Origin of the sequence: Priestia sp. FSL P4-0332, assembly GCF_038005845.1 — a bacterium.
In the GTDB taxonomy this organism is placed as follows: Bacteria; Bacillota; Bacilli; order Bacillales; family Bacillaceae_H; genus Priestia.
Genome location: NZ_JBBOUA010000001.1, coordinates 2,791,676 through 2,814,180, shown reverse-complemented (window position 1 = coordinate 2,814,180; position 22,505 = coordinate 2,791,676). Strand labels below are relative to the sequence as shown.

Sequence of the window (22,505 nt, the reverse complement as noted above, 5' to 3'; positions counted from 1 at the left end):
AGTAGAGAGGAAGAACAAAATGAGTCAAAACATTACGGGTATTATTGATCATACATTATTAAAAGCAGACGCAACAGAAGAGCAAATTACGGTTTTAGCACAAGAAGCAAAAGAATATTCATTCGCTTCAGTTTGCGTAAATCCAACGTGGGTAAAAAAAACAGCTGAGTTATTAAAAGATGCTCCAGAAGTGAAGGTATGTACGGTAATCGGTTTCCCTCTTGGAGCTACTACTTCAGCAGTAAAAGCATTCGAAACAACAAATGCAATCGAAAACGGTGCAGATGAAGTAGATATGGTAATTAACATCGGCGCGTTAAAAGATAAAAACTATGACTTAGTGCAAAGCGACATTCAAGCAGTAGTAGATGCTGCAAAAGGCAAAGCACTAGTAAAAGTAATTATTGAAACAGCTCTTTTAACTGATGAAGAAAAAGCAAAAGTTTCTGAGCTAGCTGTAAAAGCTGGAGCTGATTTTGTTAAAACGTCAACAGGCTTCTCAACAGGAGGCGCAACGGTAGAAGACGTAGCGCTTATGAGAAAAACAGTTGGACCGGATGTAGGTGTAAAAGCTTCTGGAGGCGTTCGAGGCTTAGAAGATGCAAAAGCAATGATTGAAGCAGGTGCAACACGTATTGGTGCAAGCTCTGGCGTATCAATTGCAAAAGGTCAATTAAGCAACTCTGATTATTAATAAATGACAGCAGGTTAGTACTAGCTAACCTGCTGTAAACTAAGCAAAGGATGATGACTGTGGAGCCAAAACAATTAATAGATGAAGCAATCGCAGCAAGCAAACAAGCACATGTACCATATTCTCATTTCCATGTTGGTGCAGCTCTTTTAACAACCGATGGGAAGATCTATCGTGGATGCAATATTGAAAACGCTTCCTATGGATTGACGAACTGTGCTGAGCGAACGGCTATTTTTAAAGCTGTTTCAGAAGGGGACAAGCAGTTTTCAGCTATTGCAGTTGTAGGAGATACGGACGGCCCAATTTCTCCTTGCGGTGCATGCAGACAAGTATTAGCTGAGTTCTGTGATGATCACACACAAATTATCTTAGCAAACCTAAAAGGAGATTTTGTGATTACAAACATCAACGAAATCTTACCGGGCTATTTTTCATCAAAAGACTTACAAAAATAAGTAAGCAGTGGAGGATACTATGAAATATTTAATTGGCATCTTAGGGTTACTCGTTGTCTTTGGATTAGCGTATCTTGCAAGTAATAACCGCAAAGAAATCAAATATAGACCAATCATTATTATGGTTGTGATTCAAGTTCTTTTATCAGCTTTACTTCTAAATACAAAGTTTGGCTTGATTATTATCAATGCGATTGCCAGCGTTTTTGGAAAGCTGCTTTCATACGCAAACCAAGGAGTAGAGTTCGTATTTGGAGGCATTGCGAACAAAGGATCAATGCCGTTTTTCTTAAACGTCCTGCTTCCAATCGTTTTTATCTCTGTCTTGATTGGGATTTTACAGCACTTTAAAATTCTTCCTTTCATTATGAAATGGATTGGTTTAGTTCTCAGCAAGATTAACGGAATGGGAAAATTAGAGTCTTATAACGCAGTAGCTTCTGCGATTGTAGGTCAGTCAGAAGTATTTATTACTGTTAAAAAGCAACTAGACAAACTGCCGCCAAACCGTTTATATACGCTTTGTGCATCAGCTATGTCGACTGTTTCTATGTCAATTGTCGGTGCTTATATGACAATGATTGAACCAAAATACGTAGTAACAGCAATTGTGATCAACTTATTTGGCGGATTTATTATTTCTTCTATCATTAACCCTTACACAGTAACGGATCAAGAAGATATTTTAGAGGTACAAACAGGTCATAAGCAAACGTTCTTCGAAATGCTTGGCGAATATATTATGGATGGATTTAAAGTAGCGATTATCGTAGGTGCGATGCTAATTGGTTTCGTCGCGCTAATGGCTGCGATTGATAACGTGTTTGAAATGTTATTTGGTCTGTCATTCCAGCATCTGCTTGGCTATGTGTTTGCACCGTTTGCATTCATTATGGGTGTTCCTGCTTCAGAAGTAGTAGCAGCCGGTGGAATTATGGCAACAAAACTTGTAACAAATGAATTTGTGGCAATGATGAGTCTTTCGGATATGGCTTCAACATTCAGTGCTAAAACACTTGGAATTGTATCTGTATTCTTAGTATCATTTGCTAACTTCTCATCAATCGGAATCGTGTCAGGAGCTGTTAAAGGCTTAAGCGAAAAGCAAGGAAATACAGTAGCGCGCTTTGGTCTTCGTTTACTGTACGGAGCTACGCTTGTAAGCGTATTGTCAGCGATTGTTGTCAGCTTTATTTTATAAGTGTAATAGAAACAGAAAGAAAAGCAGTTTCCTTTTCAAAAGGAATTGCTTTTTCTTTTTTACATGTAAACCGCAACTCCGCACATCCTAAAGAAAAACATCGACACAGAGGAGGACAAGAAAAGCTGGGGGCTTTTCTTACTGAAAAATGGATCAAATTGGACTATTACTGTCAGGTGCAGCTTTATTTTTAAACGGACTGATGCTGCTTGGAAAAGCAGATGAGAAAAATGTAGGCGTATTTAACTTATTTGTTGGAGCTTTTCAAGTTATTGTTCCGTTTTATTTAATTATTACGTCAGACCAAAGCAACTGGATTTTATATGAAAGAACGGCAATCTTTTTATTTGGCCTCACGTATTTATATGTAGGCGTGACGGTACTAAAAGGAATGCAGGGAACAGGGCTTGGCTATTACTCACTTTGGGTATCCATTATCGCTTTGGTGTACGTTACGGTTTCTCTTGTTCACTATCATGACGTAGTTAACGCTATTACATGGATTCTTTGGTCGTTTTTATGGTTTTTATTTTATGTGCTTAATACGAGCAAAAAAGATGTATCTGCATATGTAGGGAAAGTGGCGATTGTACAGTCGTGGGTGACCTTAACAATTCCAGCGCTGTTTTCGCTAACGGGCGTATGGGGAAATAAAGATATGTACAATATGTGGGGAATCGTGCTGGTTGCTTCCATCATTTATTTTGTATACGTAGGATATCGACTATTCTTTTCTCAGCCGAAAAAAATGATTTTGAAATAAAGTATTTACAAAAAATAGATAATAATGGTAAGATGTTAGAAATTAAATGCCGTGAAGAGAAAAGTAGACAGCGCGTATTCTTAGCAGAGAGCTCCGGAAGCTGAAAAGGAGCAAGAAAAACGCTGTTGAAACAAGCCTCTGAGCAGCGCATTGGATCTAACGTGATAGTGCGACGGCTGCTTCCGTTACAAAGCTAGAGTATAAGCGAAAGTCGTACTCGATAAGGTTTATATGGCGACATATGAACAAACTAGGGTGGCACCGCGATTCATAATCTCGCCCCTAAGACACATGTCTTGGGGGTGGGATTTTTTTATTGACTGTAATCAATAATGGAGCGGAGGCCTTTGTTTTATGAAAAATAAGCTGTTGTCTTGGAAATACCCGTTTTTATTACTGTTTGGAATTGGCACTAGCAATATCGGGGACTGGATTTATTTAATTGCTTTAAATGTCAGGATGCTTGATATGACGAATTCGCCGCTTGCGGTTTCAGGGCTATACATGATAAAGCCGCTTGCTGCGCTATGTACAAATATATGGTCTGGAAGCTTAATTGACCGCATAAACAAACGGAAGCTTATGATGTTTTTAGATTGGATGCGCGCGGGGATTATTGCTTGCTTTCCGTTTTTCTCATCCATACTGATCATTTATGTGCTGGTATTTATCATCAGTATGGCAAGTTCAATGTTTCGGCCGGCATCGATGGTTTATATCACAAAGCTTATTCCAAGTGAAAAACGAAAAAGATTTAATTCGCTGCGCAGTTTGATTGACTCAGGAGGCTTTCTTCTTGGGCCAGCCGCAGCAGGTGCGTTATTTATGATTGGAACGCCTGCGTTTGCTATCTATGCCAATGCTGCAGCGCTCGTGGTGTCAGGAATGGTTACTTTATTAATGCCGAACTTAGATATAAAAACAGAAGCTAAAGAAAATAAACTCTCTGTAAACACAATTGGAGAAGATTGGAAAGTGGTGTTTCGTTTTAGTAGAGCCAACAGATACATTATGAACATTTATGTATTATTCAGTTTCTTAATGGTCATGGCCACGGCAATTGATTCTCTTGAAGTTTCATTTGCAACAAAAGTCATTCATTTGTCCGAAAGCGAGTACGGGTTTTTAGTGAGCGTAGCAGGTGCAGGCATTATGATTGGCGCAGTTGTGAATACACTGTTTGCTAAGAAGCTGTCAACGAACTTTCTGATAGGCGCCGGCAGTGTAGGAGTGTCGCTTGGCTATTTGCTGTATGCTTGCTCGTCTTCTTTTCAAGCCATCGGAACAGGATTTTTTAGCTTATCTTTTGCGTTAGCTTTTGCAAGTGCTGGTTTTCAAACCTTTTATCAAAACAGTATTCCCGTTGACATGATGGGTCGAGTAGGAAGTATATATGGACTGCTTGATTCATTGCTGATCATTATCATGACTTTTTTATGCGGCATGGCTGCGCACATCTTTTCGATTCAAGAAGCTGTAATTGGTGGAAGTCTGATCATGCTTTTAAGTACGATTGTGTTGTTTTTGTGCACGTTAAAGCCGAAGTTTTATAAAGTCAATTTGGTCAAAAAGCAGCGAATCTAACGCACGGGTACTAGTGGACAAATAAGCTAAGAAGCCGATAAAAAGAAATGAGTACAGGATAAAGGATGAGAAAGCACAGTGAAAATGAAAGATGCGTTAAAGAAAAAAGGAATGTTTGTTAAAAAATTATCGAATCAAGGAAAACTCTTTCGGAAACGGTGGGAACATGAATTTGCAAGTGCTTTAAGCGTATCGCAAAAAAAGAAAATTTATATGGAACAGTTCTTATGGCATGCATTTAGCTATGAAAAGCTCCCTTGCTTACAAGGAGAACAAGCGATTCAAGCGTTCGAACAGCAAATAAAGAACGACTGTTATTTGTTGTTTGAGCATGATGAACGGGTGCTGCAGCTATCTAAATGTAAGCATCTAACAAGCGCTGATTTAAGTAAAAATACAAACATGTATTTAGAAGATTTATATGTGGTTGATGAAGATTTCACATGGACTTACGTGATTACCCATGAAAGCTCATGTGGACCTTACTTTTACCGAACATAATAAAGATAGAGCCTGCCGTGTTTATTAATATGGCAGGTTTTTTCTATAAAAGAACATTTTATTAATTAAAAGTAATTATAGTAATAAAATGGTTTTTGATCTAAAAGTTTTGGGTATTTATTACTAAATATTATCCATCTATCTCCTATATCTATATTACCATTTGGGATTTTTTCAAAAAATAGGATGTGAAATTAATTTTTTGTATGCTAAGGCAATTACTGCTAGTAAGCTTGTCTTACAAAATTCGTTTTGAAAAAGGAGGTTTTTGTATGAAATGGTATTTACATGTACTAAAAAACTATGCAACGTTTCAAGGAAGAGCAACGCGTAAAGAGTATTGGATGTTTGTCTTATTTAATTTTATTATGTGGTGTGTGCTTTCAGCTATTGAACTTATAACAGATATGCCTCCGTTTTTGCGTATAGTTTATCTTGTTGCAGTCTTCATTCCATCTCTTGCTGTGACGGCACGCCGATTGCATGACATAGGAAGAAGCAGCTGGTGGTATTTAATTAACTTTGTTCCAGTTATCGGAGGCATTTGGCTGCTCATCTTATTTTGTCAAAGAAGCGAAGTAACAGCCAATATTTACGACACAGACACGCAGGCATCTTAACCAGAGTAGTTTATTAGTTTAAAAAGTTAGTAAACTAAACGTGCGAATTGTTTCTAATTAAAAAGAGGTTGGGACAAAAGTAGTTTAGTTCGGATTTTTTCATAGTGTGATGGTGAACGTAAATTTTATGTATGTAGGTTCTTCTAGCAGTTGATTGGAGGGCAAGGCGAAGACTCCTGCGGGAAAAGCGGCACAGATGAGACCCCGCAGGAGCGAAAGCGACGAGGAGGCTCAGCGGCCGCCCGCGGAAAGCGAAGCCTTGCACGGAAATCAAGAGCGGTGTCATAAGCGGTTCAGCTCATGTATCTGATTTGTTCGTCTTTAGGTTAGATTCATTTCGTTATGTCCCGGCCTCTTTTTTCATTTTCCCACACGCTGCTGGGAATTTCTTTTCGAAGAACAGGTGCAATATCACTTGCAAAGCGCTCTAGCTGTTCGCGCTGTTCTGCTTCGCTTATACCGTCTACGCTGATGCTCAGCACTTCGTTTCCATAAGCGCGGTGATAGTCTATTATTTTTTCAATGATTTGCTCCGGGCTTCCTACTAAAGCAGGACCGTGTTGAACGATATCTTCGAGTGACGTGAACGGCGATTGATTATGTTTGGCTGCTTCCGTATTGCTAAAGGCGTTATAGTACGGGCGATAGCGGCGAATCGCTTCTTCCCCTGTATTAGAAATATATAGGCTGCTCGCCCCCGAACCGACGATGGCCTTGCGTGGGTCATGGCCATAATAAGCCAAACGTTCCCGGTAATGGTCAATCAGCGCTTTATATTTAGCCTGAGGATGGAAGGAATTAGATGAAAATAGCGGCTCTCCGTATTTAGCCGCAAGTTCTGTAGACAGCGGGCTTGACGCGCTTCCATGCCAAACGGGAATAGAAGTCTGAAACGGTCGAGGCTGAGTCGTAGCGTTAGTTAAAGGCGGACGATAACGGCCGCTCCACGTGACATTTTCTTCTGTCCAAAGCTGTTTCAAAAGAGCGTATCTTTCAGCAAGAGACTCCCATTGTTCTTCTTCTGTAATGCCAAAAAGCGGATAATGACGCGGGTCGTTGCCTTTTCCAATAATCAGTTCAAGGCGTCCACCCGACAGGTGATCAAGCGTTGCATAATCTTCAGCTACTCGTACAGGATCTAAAATGCTTAGAACCGTAACAGTAGTAAGAAGACGAATGTGTGACGTTTTAGCAGCGATTGCACTTAAAACAACGGGAGGAGAAGAAGACAAAAAAGGAGCTCCGTGTCTTTCGCCGACTCCGTAAGCATCAAAACCTAATTTTTCTGCCAGCACTGCTTGATTTAACACATGCTGAAATTTTTCTTGAGCAGTTAATGTTTCTCCAGTAACCGGGTTCGGGATGTTTTGAATAAGACTAAATAAAGCAAATTTCATACGTTTTACCTCCAAAAGATAAATTGGTGGATGACAATAAAAAAAGCAAACGTACACTCATTATCGTGTCCATTTGCCTCCAGTTGACTGGTAGATATGTAGTTTCATTGTTTTATTAGTTGTATCTTAAGCGGTAGACACCAAGCTGTCAAGATAATCTTTTTCTAAAAACCCACTTGATTTATCGGTTAACTAGTATTATGATGTGGATAATCTTACACGAAGTAAGCCCACTGGTTAACCAGAGGCTCTTGATGAAGCAGATGCTTTATCAAGAGCCTCTTTTTATTACATAATATAGGGATTTAGGGGAGGAACGCATGAAAAAATATTGGCTGTTTTTACTTTCAATTGTAGTAGCTGTTAGCGTGGCAGGCTGCGGAACAAACGTATCTTCAAGTGCAGGAAAAAAGAAAGAAAAAGATGTTCAAACGATTGTAGTTGGAACAGGCACTCAGTTTCCTAATATTTGCTTTATTGATGATAAAGGCAAACTGACCGGCTATGATGTAGAAGTAGTAAGAGCAATCGACAAAGAGTTAAAGGATTATAAATTTGAATTTAAAACGATGGAATTTTCAAATCTGCTTCTCAGCTTAGAAAGTAATAAAATTGATATGATTGCTCATAATATGGCTCAAAACGCTGAGCGAAAGAAAAAGTTTTTATTTAATGATGAAACATATAATTATTCTCCGCTTTATGTAACGGTTCCTAAAAATCGAAATGATATTCATTCCTTAAAAGATTTAGAAGGTAAAAAAATGATTGTAGGAGCTACAAGCAATGCGGCCGTTTATCTAGACAAATACAATCAAAAACACGGCAATAAAATCGATGTAGTTTACGCCGGTCAAGGTGCGGATGATGCCACAACTCAATTAAAAACGGGCCGAGCAGATGCTACGCTTGCGACACCATTTTCCATCGACTTTAGCAATCAAGCGCTGAAATTTCAGCAAAAAACGGTTGGAGATATCGTGATTAATTCAAAAGTATATTTTATGTTTAACAAAAAAGACGAAAAGTTAAAGTCGGAAGTCGATCAGGCGATTAAAAAGCTGAAAAAAGACGGTACGTTAAAAAAACTCAGCACAAAATGGCTAGGAGAAGACTATACGGTGCAAAATTGACTATAGCAAAAAAGCAGCTGCCCATACAGCTGCTTTTTTTGTATGATATAAATCCAATAGATAGAAGAAACGATCTGCAAAGAAAACAAAAATTAGTGTATAGTAGAGCTATAAGTACTATAAAAGCAGGACCGCAGTAGGAGGCAATTCATTGATTACGGATTTACAGCGCGGAGATTTCTTTCAAAAAGGACATCGTTATCGCAGAAAACAAATTCATAAGCTTTATAAAGGGCAAGAACAAAGCGAAATATCAACGCCAAAAGCGCATCCATATATTTTTATTTTCACAAAAGAAAGCGGAAGTGAATACGGAACAGGACATGGGTGGAACAGAGATAAAACCTCTTTTTTCTATACGGGAGAAGGTCAAAGAGGATCGATGCAGCTCATTAAAGGCAATAAAGCGCTTCGCGAACATTTCCAATCGGGAAAAGCCGTTTACTTGTTTCACTACGTGGAGCCTGGAGTGGTCGAGTTTGTGGATGAAGTGACGTATATTAATCATCAATTAGAAATCATGTGGGACTCAGACGGAGAGCTTCGTGAAGCCATTATTTTTGAACTTGAACGAAATCCTGTAATTGAGGAAAAAGCAGCAAAGCTGGACGTTTCACCTTATTCAACTGAACAGCTTCGTCATATAGCATTAGGGGAAGAAAAAAAGACAAGTGTTTACGAACAAACGGCAGCTCTTAAACAATATGTTCACAAACGCGCAGCAGGTATTTGTGAAGCCTGCGGAGAAAGCGCGCCGTTTATCGCAAAAGATGGAAGCTCCTTTTTGCAAATGTATTATCTTTCAAAGCTTTCAGAGAGCGGGCTCGCTAAGCCAAAGGACGCTGCGGCACTATGTCCCAACTGTTATAGTCGTCTACGCTACGGGAAAGATAGTGAAGTATATAAAGAAGAGCTGATTACTAAAATTAATGAAAAAGAAGCAGGAAAGAAAAATGAGTAATATCGTCTTTTTTCATTTTATAAAAAACCGTCTCTAGGCAGGGCAGCTGCCGAGGCGGTTTTTTTGTATGTAGAATGTTCTCAAAAAATAAAGACAATAAAGTGTATAAAAATAATAGAAAAACAGATAATGAAAAACTGAAGCTTTCGTTTAAAAAATAGTAAAAGCTGGGGTGATGTGGTGTGGCAGACAAGTATGACTGCGTTATTATAGGTGGAGGAATTGCAGGACTTCAAGCCGCTATTCAGCTTGGAAGATATAAGCGCAGTGTATTGGTTATTGATTCAAACGATGGACGTTCCAATCTTTGCAAAAATTATCAAAATATATTGGGATGGCCTGAGGGAATAAGTGGGCAAACTCTAAGAGAAGCGGGAAGGCAGCAAGCAAAAAGCTACGGTATTCAATTTGCAGAAGAACGTGTTATTCAATGTCAAAAGGAAATAGAGGGGTTTAGCGTCATTACAAACTCTGCTAACTACGAAGCAGCTACTTTACTCTTTGCGACGGGAGTAGTAGACCGGGTTCCGCCTGAACTTCAGCAAGAGCTATATCCCTGTATGGGAAAAACAGTATATGTATGTCCCGACTGTGACGGATATGAAGTAAATAATAGAAGGGTATTAGTACTAGGGTCGGGAAAAGCAGGAGCCAGTTTATCTCTTACGTTAACATATTGGACAAATGACATTACGTACATTAATCATGACAAAAAAGAGATTGGACCTTTAGCAGATACCTTGATGCAAAAGGGAATTACCTATAAAGAAGCGGCAATAAAAAAAGTCATAGCTGAAGCAGAAATGTTAAAAGGAGTCATCCTCGAAAACAATGAATTTATCTATGGAGAAAGAGGTTTTTTAGCGTTTGGAGGAAATAAAGTTCGAACAGAATTAGCCCATGAGCTCGGAGTAGAACTTCTAGAAAATCAGCACATTATCGTAAATCCGCGTACAAAAGAAACAAATGTTTCAAACGTGTGGGCAGCAGGAGACATTGTGGCTCATTCTGAACAAGTTACGGTAGCGATGGGAGAAGGTTTACAAGCCGCTATTTGGATACACAAACGCTTGTTAGAGCTTCATGAAAAATAATTGTTTTTTTATAAAAAAAGTTAAGATTGCATGTTTTGTTTCCTTTTTGTTAGGGAAATGGAAATGAAAGAAAGAAAAAAATGATTAAAAATGAGGAGAAGGAGTGTCAAAAAAGTGGTATATAGTCAAGTGGTAAGAAAACCTGAGTTTCAACAAGCGGAATCGGAAGGGTTAAATGAAGCCATTCACGAGTACATAACTCGTCGTACACGTCACAATGCACCGGTTGTGGATGCGCTTCGATATATTATGACCATTGAACATAAACATGAACGTATGCAGGTAGCAGCAGAACTGTTCGGATCAGCTATTCAGCGTGTAAAAGATCAAGATATTATTCAATATCTAAAAAAGTGCGGAAGCTACAAAAGAATTTCTGATACGACGGAATAAAACCGTTCTCTTTGAAAAAGCGCCTTTAATGGAAAGGGGCTTTTTTTGTTTCCTCCATTTAAAAGCGAAGGCAAATACATAGAATTCTTCCAGTTTGTGCATAGTAAATGAAGCAGAATTAATTGAGGAAGAGACAGAGTTTTGTATCTGACTACGTGAATGAACATTAAAGTAGAATACAATCTTCATTTGTACAGATACCCACTCTTGAATAAATAAAGCTATACGTATGTAGCCCTAGCAGGAGGTTTAGTATATGAGTCAAGAAATACCGTTAAGTTCAAGTGAAATTGCTACTCTTTGGATGACCTATCAGCAAAAGACAATGATCCGAAGAATGTTAGAATATTTTATTACGCACGCAGAAGATGACCAAGCAAAAGAAATTATGCAAGATACGCATATGCAAGTGGTGAATTATATTGAAGATATCAAAACGATTCTAAAAAATGAAGGGGCAGCCATACCGGTAGGATACACAGAAAAAGACGTAAATGTCGTTGTTCCTAAGCTTTATGATAAGATGTTTGATATTATGTTTCTTCGCCTTTTAAAAGAAATTAGCATGGGGCTACATACGCTTCATTTAACCATGTCCTACAGAAAAGACATGATCTCTCTATATAAAGAGCTTACCGCTTTCACACAAAGTGGCTATGACAAATGTGTAGATTATCTTCAGGAAAAAAACGTGCTTCCAAGGCCTCCAGCTGTTTCAGTACCTAAAACAGTGAAGTTCGCTGAAGGTACAGATTACATGAATGGAATCCATTTATTTTCCAGTAAACGTGCATTAAATACTGTAGAGGTAGCACATATTTACTACGCTATTGAAACCAACGTTCTTGGCATGCAAATGATCACAGGGTTTGCTCAAGTAGCAAGTGAGCCTGAAGTGAAGAAGTACTTTGTAAAAGGAAAAGAGCTAGCTAAAAAAGTTGTAAGTGATTATAGTAAAATTCTTTTGGAGAGCGATATTCAGACGCCTGCGACGTGGGGAGCGAAAGCGACCGAATCAAAAGTAGCACCTTTTTCAGATAAACTAATGATGTATTGTGTGAGTTTATTCTGCAGTTTCGGGCTAGGAAGCAACGCTTTAGGCACTGCGTTTAGTTTACGTGGAGATCTTCCTCTTACTCTTGTCAGTACGGCCAAAGACATTTTAACATACGGGCAAGACGGGGGGAAAATCATGGCCAAAAACGGATGGCTTGAGGAACCGCCAAGTATGGAAGACCGAAATGATTTGATTAAATAGAAAAGCATAATACATTACGAAAACTTCTTTTTGTGAAAGAAGTTTTTTTTTTGCATAAAAAATGTCGTTATTTGTTCGTTTAACGGTTTGTTTTTTGAATAAAAAGGATATATAAACTATAAATTTACAATTTTATACTAAAAAAGGAGGATGTTGCATATGAAGTGGTACATAAAAGTGTTGAAAAATTACGGGACGTTTTCTGGCAGAGCAAGCCGAACTGAATACTGGATGTTTGTGTTAGTTAACTTTGTTATTTCATTTATTCTTTCGTTCATTCAGTTCGTGATTGATAAGCCTCTTTTTCTGCCGGTAATCTACTCGTTATTGGTTGCAGTCCCTTCGTTAGCGGTAGGAGCAAGAAGGCTCCACGATACGGGAAAAAGCGGATGGTGGCAGCTTATTACATTGGTTCCACTGATTGGCGGTATTTGGCTGATTATTTTATTCTGTCAGCCTAGCGATCCAAAAGAAAATCGTTTCGGTACAATGGCCAAAGCAGCATAATTAGAACTCCCCCTTAGGTAAGGGGGAGTTTTTTAGTGGACAGGTTCTACTATAGCGCCATCATAAGCCGATTGGTAAATAGCTCTTATGTCTTTCTCATGAAGAGGCAAAGGGCTGCGAGCAAGAATTCGTTTTTGCTGGACGCCATCTGCTGTCAGCTTTTGAAGGGCACTTTCTGGAATATTAAAGCCGCGAAGGGTTTGAGGAATGCCGACGTCTTCAACAAGTGACTGTAGCTGCTTTACACACTGATAAGAAGCTTCTTCTTCTGATAAAGAGCTCACGTTTCCGCCTAGTGCTTCAAAAATATCACGCATCTTCGCCACGCAGCTGCTGCGTATGTAACCCATCACATATGGAAGCAATACGGCGTTTGATTCACCGTGAGAAATATGAAACTGTCCACCTAATGGGTAAGCAAGTGCATGAACACCTGCAACACCTGCATTAAAAAACGCAAGCCCTGCTAAATAGCTTCCGTAGCTCATCTGAGTTCGCGCTTCTTTATCTTTGCCATTTTCTACAGCTGTTCTTAAAGAAGAGCTAATCATGCGTATAGCCTTTAGTGCTAAGGCATCGGTTGCTGGATTTGCATTTACTGATATATAAGCTTCAACAGCATGAGTTAATGCATCAACCCCTGTAGCCGCCGTTACTTTAGGAGGCACGCTAAGCGTAAGCTCGGGATCTACAATCGCAACGTCCGCAAGCAAATAGTCGTGGGTCACAACATCCTTGGTGCTTTCAAGAGACAGCACAGAAATATTTGTTACTTCTGAACCCGTGCCGGAAGTAGTGGGAATTAAAATTTTTGGAAGACCTTTTTTTGAAATTTGTTTCGTACCAGTTAAGTTCAAGTATTCTTCTACAGCTCCGTCATGAACGGCTAAAACGGCCGTAAGTTTTGCTAAATCTAACGCGCTGCCGCCGCCAACGCCAATGACTAAATCAAATTTTCGGCTTTTTGCGTAGGATACGAGTTTTTCACCGAGTGCTAAAGGCGGCTCTGGTGCCGTATCTGCATATACATCTACTTCGTATCCGTTTTTGATAAGGGGAGAACTCACTTTATCTACAAGTCCAATATCTTTTAAAACAGGGTCTGTGACAATTAAAATATGAGCAGGGTGATATTTTTTTACTTCCGGAAGCAGTTGCTGAAGTGATCCCCATCCTGTATAGCTAAGAGGGGTAAAAACTAGTTTTGACACAGTCATTCTTTTATCCTCCTATAGGCACTGTTTTGTTGGCGGTTTCAAAGATGTGGTTTTGCTTCTACGTATATTATAATGAAGTATCGCAAATTTTTCATTGAATGCAAATTAGCTGTCACGAAAAAATTGAGCTTTACTTCACAGAAACAAAGGATGGGGAAATGTTGAGATACGTAACAAAAGAATTAGCTCAGAAAATTGTGTGTAGAACGATGGAGATTATTGATTGCAACATTAACGTGATGAACGAAAAAGGAGTCATTATTGGTTCGGGTGACAAAAATAGAATTGACCATATTCATGAAGGAGCGTTAATGGTATTAAAAAACGGAAGCCCGTATGAAATTACTCAACAGCAGGCCGACTTGCTGCGCGGGGCCAAACCAGGCGTGAATTTGCCTATTTTCTTTAACGGAGAAATTGTTGGAGTCGTGGGATTAACAGGACTGCCAGAACAGATTCGTAATTACGGAGAGCTTGTGCGCATGGCGGCTGAAATGATTTTTCAAGAAATGATTTTAATAGAGGAAATTCAATGGGACGAACGATTAAAAGAAGAGGTGGTTCATCAGCTTCTTCGACAAGAAGAGCCGCTTGACTCTTTATTTTTTGACCGGACGAATCGCTTTGATATTAACTTATACCTTCCACGAGTGGCACTCATTGTTACAGCTGAAAATCGTCATAAAGTCATGAAACGTGTAAAGAAATATATAACTAATAATGACTTATATGCTATGCTTCCAGACGGAGTGGTCATATTAAAATCTATAGAAGCAGGCAGCGCTAGCAGCTATGCGGAACAGCTGGAAAAACAGCTTCGGGCGTCTGGTATGGTGTGTAAGTTAGCGGCAGGATCTGTTCAAGCTGACTTTAAAGGCCTTCATATATCTTATCAGCAGGCAAAAGATACGCTTGCCGTCGGTTCTAAGCTTCACCCAGAAGCTGTTTTCTACTGCTATTCGGATTATCAAATTCCCGTGCTGTTACGTCAAAGCGCCGGTTTTCAAGAAAATCATGAGCTGTTGCATCACTATGAAAAGCTTAAGGAATACGATAAGAAAAAAGAACTTATCGAAACGTTAACGGTCTACATAGAAGAAAATGGCGAAGGAAGCACGGCAGCTAAAAAGCTTTTTATACATCGAAATACGCTAAGCTACCGTCTAGATAAAATCCAAAGCATCACAGGAAAAGATCCAAGGAAAGTAAAAGACCTTCTCGAACTGTATGTAGCGCTACTGCTATCTAAAATTTCATAATTGTGCACGTGCATAAAAGATCTTGCGATAGTGAGGTCTTTTTCTGTTGAAGTGACTAATGAAAGAATATAAGATAGCGCTTACAATTAACGTTAGGGACATGAGAAACAAGAAAGGGGATGGCTTTATGGACGTTCAAGTAAGCGCGTTAGGCGCGATTTGTGCATTAGTAATTGCTATTATATTAATCTTAAAGAAAGTGGCTCCCGCATACGGAATGATAGCCGGAGCTTTAATTGGAGGACTGATTGGCGGAGTTAATATTGCTGATACTGTTAATTTAATGATTGAAGGAGCGCAAGGCATCATTCCCGCAGTGCTGCGGATTCTTGCAGCCGGTATATTGGCTGGGGTATTAATAGAATCAGGTGCTGCAGCGGTTATAGCAGAAACCATTGTAAAAAAACTAGGGGAAACAAAAGCGCTTTTAGCTCTAGCGCTAGCCACACTCATTCTTACGACAGTAGGTGTGTTTGTTGATGTGGCTGTAATCACAGTGGCGCCTATTGCTTTAGCTATTGCTAAACGTACAGGTATGTCAAAGCCTGCTATTTTACTAGCAATGATTGGAGGGGGAAAGGCAGGGAATTTAATGTCTCCTAATCCTAACGCCATTGCTGCTTCAGATGCATTTAATATTCCTCTTACATCCGTGATGGCTGCAGGAATCATTCCCGCTGTATTTGGCGTAGCGGCCACTTATCTAGTAGCCAAACGATTAGTGAAAAAAGGAACAATGGTTCAAGCTGAAGAAATAGATACAGTGGATGCAAGCAGCTTGCCGCTGTTTTTAACAGCCATCATAGCACCAATTGTTACCATCGTGCTGCTGGCGCTGCGACCGCTTTTTGATCTTAATATTGACCCGATGGTTGCGCTTCCTGCAGGAGGGATCGTTGGTGCCATCGTAATGAAAAAAGGAAAACAGCTTAATACATACGCTATTTCAGGGTTAGGAAAAATGTCAGGTGTAGCCATTATGCTGCTTGGAACGGGGACATTAGCAGGAATTATTGCTAACTCCCAGCTAAAAGACGTTATTATTCACGGCTTGTCTGCCATTGGATTGCCAGCTTATGTTTTAGCTCCGATTTCAGGTATTTTTATGTCAGCGGCAACCGCTTCGACAACTGCAGGAACAGCAGTCGCAAGCCAAGTTTTTGGATCGACGATTTTAGAGCTAGGCGTTTCTGCTTTAGCCGGAGCTGCTATGGTTCATGCCGGAGCGACCGTACTTGATCACCTCCCGCACGGAAGCTTTTTCCACGCAACGGGCGGAAGTGTAAACATGAAAATAAAAGAACGTTTAAAATTAATCCCTTACGAATCGCTTATTGGACTCATTATGGCAATTGTATCCACGCTTATATTTGGTGTATTAAAGCTATACGGGTAAAAACAAAAAGGAGTGTTTCTATGAAAATTGTGGTTGCACCGGATTCATTTAAAGAAAGCTTAACGGCTCTGCACGTTTGTGAAGCCGTGGAAAAAGGAATAAAAACTCATTTTCCTAACGCGGAGATTAGTAAAGTACCTATGGCAGACGGTGGAGAAGGAACCGTTCAGTCGCTTGTGGACGCGACGGGTGGACAAATTATACAAGCTAAGGTAACCGGACCTTTAGGTAAAGAGGTGGAAGCTTTTTACGGAATTCTTGGAGACGGCAACACGGCTGTTATTGAAATGGCGGCCGCTTCAGGTCTTCATCATGTCCCTGTCGATAAACGAAATCCCCTTATCACAACAACGCGAGGAACAGGCGAGCTGATTCTTAAAGCGTTAGATCATAAAGTGAAGCATATCATCATTGGCATCGGAGGAAGTGCTACAAATGATGGGGGAGCCGGTATGGCAAAAGCTTTAGGGGCAAAGCTTCTTGATGCTAACGGAGCAGAAATCAAAGAAGGAGGAGGCAGTTTAGATCAGTTAGCCTCTATCGATCTGACAAACTTGGATTTTCGGCTTGCTGAAGTCAAAGTAGAAGTGGCGTGCGACGTAGACAATCTGTTAACAGGTGAAACCGGAGCATCCGCCGTATTTGGGCCTCAAAAAGGCGCAACTCCTGATATGGTTAGACAGCTTGACCGTAATCTAGCTCATTACGCAGCGGTTATTGAAAAAGAAATGGATATTCATATTCAGAACGTCGCTGGTGCCGGAGCGGCAGGAGGGCTTGGCGGCGGCCTGCTGGCATTTTTATCTGCGGAGCTAAAGCCAGGTGTAGACATTGTCATTGAAGCAACTCAGCTAGAAAGCTATATTAAAGATGCCGATCTTGTCATTACCGGTGAAGGAAGAATAGATGGACAAACCATTTACGGAAAAACACCCATTGGCGTAGCAAAAACAGCAAAAAAGCATAGCGTTTCCGTGATAGCGATAGCAGGGAGCATTGGAGCAGGAAGCGAAGCTGTGTATGAACATGGTATTTCGGCTTTATTCAGCGTCGTGCCGGGGGCAGTGACTCTCTCAGAAGCGCTGGAAAAAGCCGATGAAAACATTGAAAGAACGGCTAAAAACGTAGCGTCAGTTATACGTTTAGCCATAAAATAAAGGACTTAAAGTTCTTCTTATTCTCTTTTTAATAAATGTTAGAAGGTTTCTTCCATCAGAAGAGACCTTTTTTTCTTGTATAGGGAAGAATTCAATATAGTTTATTAGTTTTATAGTTAAAAATGTTATAATTAACCAATCGTTGAATCAAGTTACAGATAAAGGAGGCAAATCATGATTAAAGCCGTTATTTTTGATTTAGATGGGACATTATTAGATCGAGACAGTTCGTTAAAATGTTTTATTCAAGATCAATACGAGCGATATAGTAAAGAACTAGCACACATACCAAAGCAAGAGTACATATCTAAATTTATTGAGTTAGATCAAAAAGGCTACGTATGGAAAGATAAAGTATACCAGCAGCTTTTGAACGAATATGATCTTTCGAATCTAACATGGGAAGGAATGCTAGCTGATTATCTTCACTATTTTCCAGCTCACTGCGTTCCGTTTTTACATATGGAGGATGTACTAAAAGAGCTAAAGAAAAAAGGGCTGTTGCTAGGCATGATCACAAACGGTTTTACGGACTTTCAGTGGATGAATATTAAAGCGCTTGGAATTGATCACTATTTTGATACCATACTTGTTTCCGAACAAGAAGGCATTAAAAAACCGCATAAAGATATCTTTTTGCGAGCATTAAAAGCGCTTAATGTGTCGGCTGAAGAGAGTGTATACATCGGGGATCATCCAGAAAATGATGTGCTAGGTGCACGAGGAGCGGGCATGCATGCTGTATGGAAAAAAGACGCTTTCTTTGACGGAAGTTTTACAGATTCATATATAATAGAGGATTTAAAAGAACTATTGAACGTTATGAATGAGTTTCAAGAGACCTGTTGAGAAAAGGGGAGCAATGATGAAAAGTCAAGTTCGTTTACTAACCGATGAAGAATTAGAAGCAGCAGCAAGCATCTATACAAACGTTTTTAGCGCCCCGCCTTGGAATGAACCTTGGAGCATAAGCACTGCTTATGCTCGTTTATACGATATCAGTAAAACTCCGGGATACATAGGAATAGGTTATTTTCATTCTGAAGATAATAAATTAATAGGCTTTATAGTAGGAAATGAAGAACAGTGGGCGAACTATAAGACGTTTTATGTAAATGAAATTTGTGTGTTAAGCAACACTCAGCAAACGGGCATAGGAACGAGTCTTTTATCTTTCCTTAAAGAGCTACTTATACAAAAAGAAGTGAAAGAAGTCTATGTGTCTACTGAAAGAGGCCAAGGCAAACCAGAACGTTTCTTTGAAAAGAACGGTTTTTTCACTCATGAATCTCGTATACTGATGGCGTTAAATGTAGATTGAATATAAGTGAATGAATGTAGGGTGTCCGTTTTGTTGTTTCAGGAGGAACGGTTCATAAAGCAGGAGGAAATAATCTATGATTTTTTGGCTACTGGTTTTAGTTGCTATTTTAACGGTGAGTATTCCGCTGCTGATTATTATTGTTAAAACAGTTTGGCACCGAAAGCTTCCTCGTAATTACTATACGCCATTTGACTATCTTGCTGCACAAACAGAAGAAGAGTTTCATGAAGAACAAAATGAACGAGAAATAGAAGAAAGAGAAGGAGATGCCAAAAGAAGAAAAAGCTAAAGTGCTGTGTGCATCCTTCTTTATGATACTAGAAATAAAAGATTACAGCCGCCGTTAAGAGATAGGATGGACTCTTTGTTTTTTACAAACGTAAATCATTTGAGTGCTTTGGTTGGTCAAAGCGCTCTTTTTCCAATCTCCATAGACGTTCGTAATCATAAATCCGCTACGTGTTAAAAGATGTTCCATTTCTTGAGGGAACGTGTAGCGTAAATCTATTTCCGTTGTTATTTCGTTTATGATTGTTTTATCGTAATCTCTTATCTTTCTAGTTGTGAGGTTATGCTGAATTTGCTTGATGGCATCATAGTAGCTGTCTATACACGTCTGTCATAAATCCGGTGTCGGAATCTTGATAGCTTTTCCAATATTCTTCTGCTTCTGTTGACGTTAGCTCTTCTATAGAAGGAAAACGTATTCCCACAATAAAGGTTCCACCGTCGTTCAAATACGTATAAACGCAGTGTAAAAAGGAGTACTGCTCATCATTTGTTAGAAAATGATGAAAAGAGTTTCCTACGATATAAATAAAGTCGCTTTTTACTTTTAAATCGAGTTTGGTACAGTCTTGTTCTACCCATTTAACAGATAGCTTCAAAGCCTCTGCTTTTTTCTGTGCTTCCTGCAGCATAGGTGAATGAATATCCACTCCAATCAGGGAATGTCCGGCATCCGCTAGTGGAATGGTCGCACGCCCTGTGCCACAAGCTAAGTCAAGGGTTATTCCGCTTTTGTTAGCCGCTTCTATTAGTAAAAAAGCAACGTCTTCTGTATACTGCTCATTTTCATCGTCGTATAAAACAGGGTTATTATATTCGTCTAAATTTGTTAGCATAAAAGCTGACCTCCGTGTAGGTTTATTTTTCCATAATTATAGCAAAAAAAGAGCTGAAACTATTTTCAGCTCTTTCTTTTTGCAGCCCAATCCTCCACAATTTCCGTAAATTCACCTAGGTGTTCTTCAAATATCCGTTTTCGATGTCCGTTTGCTCCGGATGGATGAGGAAAGCCAAATAAATACGTATGCCGAGAAAACGAAGGTTCACCCGAAAGCTTTCTTAAAACATTTTCAACGGCTTTTCCTAGCGGAACGATTAAGCACGGATTCTTTATTTCGTTCAATTCCTGTGGAAACACTTCAAAAGCATAGCGAGAAAGAAGCGCTGATCGTTCAATTGGCGGCTGATGACCCGTATAGTTTTTTCCTTTGTAAAACACAGGATATTTCAGTACGGACGTTGTATGCAGCATACCTCGCTGTGAAGCAAATAGCTCAGCGGCACCGTTAATGCCCATGGCTTTTGCAATTCCGCATTGATCTAACATGTCTATCAAATTTACTCTCATTGTTCCGCTAAAGCTAGCGGCTTTTTTGGTTTCGTACAGGACTTGTTCAAGCGGATGATGATGAGACTGGCTGGAAACGCATTGTTTAAAAGCAGTTTTCATTTGAAACCACCCTGGTGTGATGCCCGCAATAATAATATGAGCGTCCGGATTTATGTAATCGTTATGAGGCGAGTAGTACATGCTTAGTTCCTTTTCTTGACCGATTAAAAAGTCTTTTTGCAACAGCTGTTCTTTCGTAAAATTCATATTATGTAATTGTTGAAGGGCAGGCAGACATTGTTGAAAATAGGAATGTTGGCTAATCATAGGCTCTCTCTTTCCTTATCAGTATTTCTTCTTTTATTTTCCCCAACAAACCGTTTTATATCAAATATGAACAAATTCTTATGAAAATTAATATTTACTAAAAGTTTACTTAAGTTTTAGTTCGGTGTGATAAAAACAAAGTAGTAATAGCAGTGATTTTGTCATTTTAAAGGCGGAACTAACAAAATAAATGAGAATTTTGGAGAATTTTTTGATAAATTTACTGAAATTTTAAAAATATTTATTGAAAGCGTTTTATTAGTGTGCTATTCTTCCAATATAAGAGATAAATATTTAGTAAAAATAGAAGATTATAATAGAGAGGTAAAAAGATGGCAACTTTAAAAGATATAGCGGCGTACGCTAATGTTTCCAGTTCAACTGTATCAAGAGTACTAAATAATGATCATACGCTTTCTGTATCTGAGGTTACCCGTGAACGTATTCTGCATGCAGCCAAGGAGCTGCAATATACGCCTGTGAAGATACGAAAAGGAACGGCAAACGGAAAAGACCTCGAAGCTCCAAGAATAGGTATTATTTTTGCTCAGTCCCTTGAAGAAGAACTAGTAGACCCTTTTTTCTCCTCTATTCGCCATGGAATAGAAAGTGAATGCTCGGAAAAAGAAATTTTTACAGTAAAGTCATTTAGGCTAAAAGGCATGAAGCAAGAAGAGCTGCTGCAGGATCTTGATGGAGTGATTGTAGTGGGAAGAGTTAGTCCAGAAACGGTTCAAGAAGTGAGCGATCATTTAGATACTATTGTTTTTATTAATCACAAAGCGGATGAGGATTTGTACGATTCGGTCATGATTGATTTTGAGAAAGCTACTAAACACGCATTAAATCATTTATTTGGCCTCGGTTATAAAAAAATTGGCTATATCGGAGGGACAGAAAGAGAACATTATATAAATGGAAGCTCTATTATTGAAGATCAGCGTCAAACGGTTTTTGAACGCGTTATGCATGAAAAAGGCCTGCTCGATTCTGAGAAAGTTTATATAGGAGAGTACTCAATGACTGAAGGGTATGAGCTAATGGGACAAGCGATTAAGCAAGGAAATCTTCCTGAGGCATTTTTTATCGCAAGTGATGCAATGGCGATAGGAGCAATGCGTGCCCTACAGCAATCAAATATAAAGGTTCCTGAAGACGTAGCGATTGTAAGCTTTGATGATGTGGATATCGCAGCATTTGCGAGCACGCCGCTCACCACGGTTAAAGTATATACTGAAGAAATGGGAAGGCAGGCTGTTAAAATGCTAGTAGATCGGTTAAGCGGCAGATCCGTTCCTTTAAAAGTCATGGTGCCGACTAAATTAATTTATCGTGAAAGCTGCGGAGCCTTACTCAAAAAACAGTAGCCTAAAAGTTATAACTTGAAAGGGGGTGATAGAAAAGAAGAATTCATACATAAAGAGTGATAAGGGGGAAGAAAAATAGAAAAAAACATAGAAAAAGCAGGTTAAAAGGCCCTAGAAACTACATACTTATTGGCAGATAAGTATGTAAATGAAAAAGCTTTTTCATCTCTAGGACTCTTTGAACCTTTGTAAAAGTATAGGATTAAATTATAAGTGACTTTATTTCGTTGTGCAATGAATTTGTCTACGTATAAATAACTGAATATTCAGTTATTT

At 39.2% G+C, this 22,505-nt stretch carries 25 protein-coding genes and 1 other annotated feature; of the genes, 21 read left to right on the top strand and 4 right to left on the bottom strand.

The window, feature by feature from the left end; all coding sequences use genetic code 11:
* Positions 1 to 19: 19 nt before the first annotated feature.
* From deoC to MKY06_RS14265, 8 genes are all read left to right on the top strand, one after another.
* Positions 20 to 694 (top strand): deoxyribose-phosphate aldolase, encoded by a 675-nt coding sequence (gene deoC, locus MKY06_RS14300; protein WP_097812559.1) that lies wholly within the window; start codon positions 20 to 22, stop codon positions 692 to 694.
* 59 nt (positions 695 to 753) lie between these two features.
* Entirely contained in the window at positions 754 to 1,152 is a 399-nt protein-coding gene (locus MKY06_RS14295; RefSeq protein WP_013057475.1) for a cytidine deaminase, read from the top strand.
* 19 nt (positions 1,153 to 1,171) lie between these two features.
* Positions 1,172 to 2,353 carry a NupC/NupG family nucleoside CNT transporter gene (locus tag MKY06_RS14290; RefSeq protein WP_013057474.1) on the top strand — a complete coding sequence of 394 codons (1,182 nt, stop codon included), beginning with the start codon at positions 1,172 to 1,174 and terminating at the stop codon, positions 2,351 to 2,353.
* A gap of 148 nt (positions 2,354 to 2,501) precedes the next feature.
* Positions 2,502 to 3,116, top strand: a complete 615-nt coding sequence (locus tag MKY06_RS14285) for an AmiS/UreI family transporter (protein WP_013057473.1) — start codon at positions 2,502 to 2,504, stop codon at positions 3,114 to 3,116.
* Between the two features lie 42 nt (positions 3,117 to 3,158).
* Positions 3,159 to 3,403 (top strand) — a binding site (T-box leader).
* Between the two features lie 67 nt (positions 3,404 to 3,470).
* Positions 3,471 to 4,700: an MFS transporter gene (locus MKY06_RS14280; protein WP_098278015.1), complete on the top strand. Its 1,230-nt coding sequence runs from the start codon at positions 3,471 to 3,473 to the stop codon at positions 4,698 to 4,700.
* Positions 4,701 to 4,784: 84 nt separating this feature from the next.
* A complete protein-coding gene (locus tag MKY06_RS14275; protein WP_155660460.1) occupies positions 4,785 to 5,201 on the top strand; it encodes a DUF4275 family protein in 417 nt (138 codons plus the stop codon).
* A 272-nt stretch (positions 5,202 to 5,473) separates the two neighbouring features.
* Positions 5,474 to 5,821, top strand: a complete 348-nt coding sequence (locus tag MKY06_RS14270) for a DUF805 domain-containing protein (RefSeq protein ID WP_013057470.1) — start codon at positions 5,474 to 5,476, stop codon at positions 5,819 to 5,821.
* A gap of 150 nt (positions 5,822 to 5,971) precedes the next feature.
* Entirely contained in the window at positions 5,972 to 6,109 is a 138-nt protein-coding gene (locus MKY06_RS14265; RefSeq protein ID WP_170960149.1) for a hypothetical protein, read from the top strand.
* 44 nt (positions 6,110 to 6,153) lie between these two features.
* On the opposite strand, the gene MKY06_RS14260 is transcribed toward MKY06_RS14265, so the two are convergent.
* Positions 6,154 to 7,218: an LLM class flavin-dependent oxidoreductase gene (locus tag MKY06_RS14260; RefSeq protein ID WP_029322353.1), complete on the bottom strand. Its 1,065-nt coding sequence runs from the start codon at positions 7,216 to 7,218 to the stop codon at positions 6,154 to 6,156.
* A 320-nt stretch (positions 7,219 to 7,538) separates the two neighbouring features.
* Here MKY06_RS14260 and MKY06_RS14255 point away from each other — a divergent pair, with 320 nt between their 5' ends.
* The 6 genes from MKY06_RS14255 to MKY06_RS14230 all read left to right on the top strand — a co-directional run bounded on the left by MKY06_RS14255 (position 7,539) and on the right by MKY06_RS14230 (position 12,564).
* A complete protein-coding gene (locus MKY06_RS14255) occupies positions 7,539 to 8,351 on the top strand; it encodes an amino acid ABC transporter substrate-binding protein (RefSeq protein ID WP_029322351.1) in 813 nt (270 codons plus the stop codon).
* A gap of 151 nt (positions 8,352 to 8,502) precedes the next feature.
* Positions 8,503 to 9,312, top strand: a complete 810-nt coding sequence (locus MKY06_RS14250; protein ID WP_013057466.1) for a hypothetical protein — start codon at positions 8,503 to 8,505, stop codon at positions 9,310 to 9,312.
* A gap of 182 nt (positions 9,313 to 9,494) precedes the next feature.
* Positions 9,495 to 10,406: an NAD(P)/FAD-dependent oxidoreductase gene (locus MKY06_RS14245; RefSeq protein ID WP_029322347.1), complete on the top strand. Its 912-nt coding sequence runs from the start codon at positions 9,495 to 9,497 to the stop codon at positions 10,404 to 10,406.
* 114 nt (positions 10,407 to 10,520) lie between these two features.
* The gene (locus MKY06_RS14240) at positions 10,521 to 10,799 is read left to right on the top strand and encodes a hypothetical protein (RefSeq protein WP_013057464.1); all 279 of its coding nucleotides are present in this window, start codon (positions 10,521 to 10,523) and stop codon (positions 10,797 to 10,799) included.
* Between the two features lie 256 nt (positions 10,800 to 11,055).
* The gene (locus MKY06_RS14235) at positions 11,056 to 12,057 is read left to right on the top strand and encodes a DUF3231 family protein (protein WP_097812556.1); all 1,002 of its coding nucleotides are present in this window, start codon (positions 11,056 to 11,058) and stop codon (positions 12,055 to 12,057) included.
* A gap of 159 nt (positions 12,058 to 12,216) precedes the next feature.
* Positions 12,217 to 12,564, top strand: coding sequence for a DUF805 domain-containing protein (locus MKY06_RS14230; protein WP_013057462.1), 348 nt, complete (start codon positions 12,217 to 12,219; stop codon positions 12,562 to 12,564).
* 32 nt (positions 12,565 to 12,596) lie between these two features.
* On the opposite strand, the gene MKY06_RS14225 is transcribed toward MKY06_RS14230, so the two are convergent.
* Complete coding sequence (locus tag MKY06_RS14225) at positions 12,597 to 13,781, bottom strand: iron-containing alcohol dehydrogenase (RefSeq protein WP_013057461.1); 1,185 nt, start codon at positions 13,779 to 13,781, stop codon at positions 12,597 to 12,599.
* 158 nt (positions 13,782 to 13,939) lie between these two features.
* On the opposite strand from MKY06_RS14225, the gene MKY06_RS14220 reads away from it, so the two are divergent.
* The 6 genes from MKY06_RS14220 (at position 13,940) to MKY06_RS14195 (ending at position 19,206) form a co-directional block, all read left to right on the top strand.
* Positions 13,940 to 15,040: a sugar diacid recognition domain-containing protein gene (locus MKY06_RS14220; RefSeq protein ID WP_223268892.1), complete on the top strand. Its 1,101-nt coding sequence runs from the start codon at positions 13,940 to 13,942 to the stop codon at positions 15,038 to 15,040.
* 127 nt (positions 15,041 to 15,167) lie between these two features.
* Positions 15,168 to 16,436, top strand: a complete 1,269-nt coding sequence (locus tag MKY06_RS14215; RefSeq protein ID WP_340960864.1) for a GntP family permease — start codon at positions 15,168 to 15,170, stop codon at positions 16,434 to 16,436.
* A gap of 20 nt (positions 16,437 to 16,456) precedes the next feature.
* Positions 16,457 to 17,593: a glycerate kinase gene (locus MKY06_RS14210; RefSeq protein ID WP_098322371.1), complete on the top strand. Its 1,137-nt coding sequence runs from the start codon at positions 16,457 to 16,459 to the stop codon at positions 17,591 to 17,593.
* A gap of 174 nt (positions 17,594 to 17,767) precedes the next feature.
* Positions 17,768 to 18,442: an HAD family hydrolase gene (locus MKY06_RS14205; protein WP_098278012.1), complete on the top strand. Its 675-nt coding sequence runs from the start codon at positions 17,768 to 17,770 to the stop codon at positions 18,440 to 18,442.
* Between the two features lie 16 nt (positions 18,443 to 18,458).
* Positions 18,459 to 18,914 (top strand): GNAT family N-acetyltransferase, encoded by a 456-nt coding sequence (locus tag MKY06_RS14200; protein WP_098278011.1) that lies wholly within the window; start codon positions 18,459 to 18,461, stop codon positions 18,912 to 18,914.
* A gap of 76 nt (positions 18,915 to 18,990) precedes the next feature.
* On the top strand, positions 18,991 to 19,206 hold the full coding sequence (locus MKY06_RS14195) for a DUF3951 domain-containing protein (RefSeq protein ID WP_098196619.1): 216 nt from the start codon (positions 18,991 to 18,993) through the stop codon (positions 19,204 to 19,206).
* A gap of 304 nt (positions 19,207 to 19,510) precedes the next feature.
* Here MKY06_RS14195 and MKY06_RS14190 read toward each other — a convergent pair whose 3' ends face one another.
* Together MKY06_RS14190 and MKY06_RS14185 are read right to left on the bottom strand one after the other, a co-directional pair.
* Positions 19,511 to 20,041, bottom strand: a complete 531-nt coding sequence (locus MKY06_RS14190) for a class I SAM-dependent methyltransferase (protein WP_340960861.1) — start codon at positions 20,039 to 20,041, stop codon at positions 19,511 to 19,513.
* A gap of 65 nt (positions 20,042 to 20,106) precedes the next feature.
* Positions 20,107 to 20,862 (bottom strand): hypothetical protein, encoded by a 756-nt coding sequence (locus MKY06_RS14185; RefSeq protein ID WP_098278010.1) that lies wholly within the window; start codon positions 20,860 to 20,862, stop codon positions 20,107 to 20,109.
* A gap of 332 nt (positions 20,863 to 21,194) precedes the next feature.
* Between MKY06_RS14185 and MKY06_RS14180 the strand changes: the two genes are divergently transcribed.
* On the top strand, positions 21,195 to 22,229 hold the full coding sequence (locus MKY06_RS14180; protein ID WP_013057454.1) for a LacI family DNA-binding transcriptional regulator: 1,035 nt from the start codon (positions 21,195 to 21,197) through the stop codon (positions 22,227 to 22,229).
* Positions 22,230 to 22,505: the final 276 nt, after the last annotated feature.

Coding starts and splice junctions, on each gene's coding strand:
- MKY06_RS14205 (WP_098278012.1), top strand. CDS start 17,768: ATGATTAAAGCCGTTATTTTTGATTTAGATGGGACATTATTAGATCGA.
- MKY06_RS14215 (WP_340960864.1), top strand. CDS start 15,168: ATGGACGTTCAAGTAAGCGCGTTAGGCGCGATTTGTGCATTAGTAATT.
- MKY06_RS14255 (WP_029322351.1), top strand. CDS start 7,539: ATGAAAAAATATTGGCTGTTTTTACTTTCAATTGTAGTAGCTGTTAGC.
- MKY06_RS14185 (WP_098278010.1), bottom strand. CDS start 20,862: ATGATTAGCCAACATTCCTATTTTCAACAATGTCTGCCTGCCCTTCAA.
- MKY06_RS14180 (WP_013057454.1), top strand. CDS start 21,195: ATGGCAACTTTAAAAGATATAGCGGCGTACGCTAATGTTTCCAGTTCA.
- MKY06_RS14220 (WP_223268892.1), top strand. CDS start 13,940: ATGTTGAGATACGTAACAAAAGAATTAGCTCAGAAAATTGTGTGTAGA.
- MKY06_RS14280 (WP_098278015.1), top strand. CDS start 3,471: ATGAAAAATAAGCTGTTGTCTTGGAAATACCCGTTTTTATTACTGTTT.
- MKY06_RS14270 (WP_013057470.1), top strand. CDS start 5,474: ATGAAATGGTATTTACATGTACTAAAAAACTATGCAACGTTTCAAGGA.
- MKY06_RS14260 (WP_029322353.1), bottom strand. CDS start 7,218: ATGAAATTTGCTTTATTTAGTCTTATTCAAAACATCCCGAACCCGGTT.
- MKY06_RS14235 (WP_097812556.1), top strand. CDS start 11,056: ATGAGTCAAGAAATACCGTTAAGTTCAAGTGAAATTGCTACTCTTTGG.
- MKY06_RS14190 (WP_340960861.1), bottom strand. CDS start 20,041: ATGCTAACAAATTTAGACGAATATAATAACCCTGTTTTATACGACGAT.
- MKY06_RS14275 (WP_155660460.1), top strand. CDS start 4,785: ATGAAAGATGCGTTAAAGAAAAAAGGAATGTTTGTTAAAAAATTATCG.
- MKY06_RS14285 (WP_013057473.1), top strand. CDS start 2,502: ATGGATCAAATTGGACTATTACTGTCAGGTGCAGCTTTATTTTTAAAC.
- deoC (WP_097812559.1), top strand. CDS start 20: ATGAGTCAAAACATTACGGGTATTATTGATCATACATTATTAAAAGCA.
- MKY06_RS14230 (WP_013057462.1), top strand. CDS start 12,217: ATGAAGTGGTACATAAAAGTGTTGAAAAATTACGGGACGTTTTCTGGC.
- MKY06_RS14210 (WP_098322371.1), top strand. CDS start 16,457: ATGAAAATTGTGGTTGCACCGGATTCATTTAAAGAAAGCTTAACGGCT.
- MKY06_RS14225 (WP_013057461.1), bottom strand. CDS start 13,781: ATGACTGTGTCAAAACTAGTTTTTACCCCTCTTAGCTATACAGGATGG.
- MKY06_RS14195 (WP_098196619.1), top strand. CDS start 18,991: ATGATTTTTTGGCTACTGGTTTTAGTTGCTATTTTAACGGTGAGTATT.
- MKY06_RS14290 (WP_013057474.1), top strand. CDS start 1,172: ATGAAATATTTAATTGGCATCTTAGGGTTACTCGTTGTCTTTGGATTA.
- MKY06_RS14200 (WP_098278011.1), top strand. CDS start 18,459: ATGAAAAGTCAAGTTCGTTTACTAACCGATGAAGAATTAGAAGCAGCA.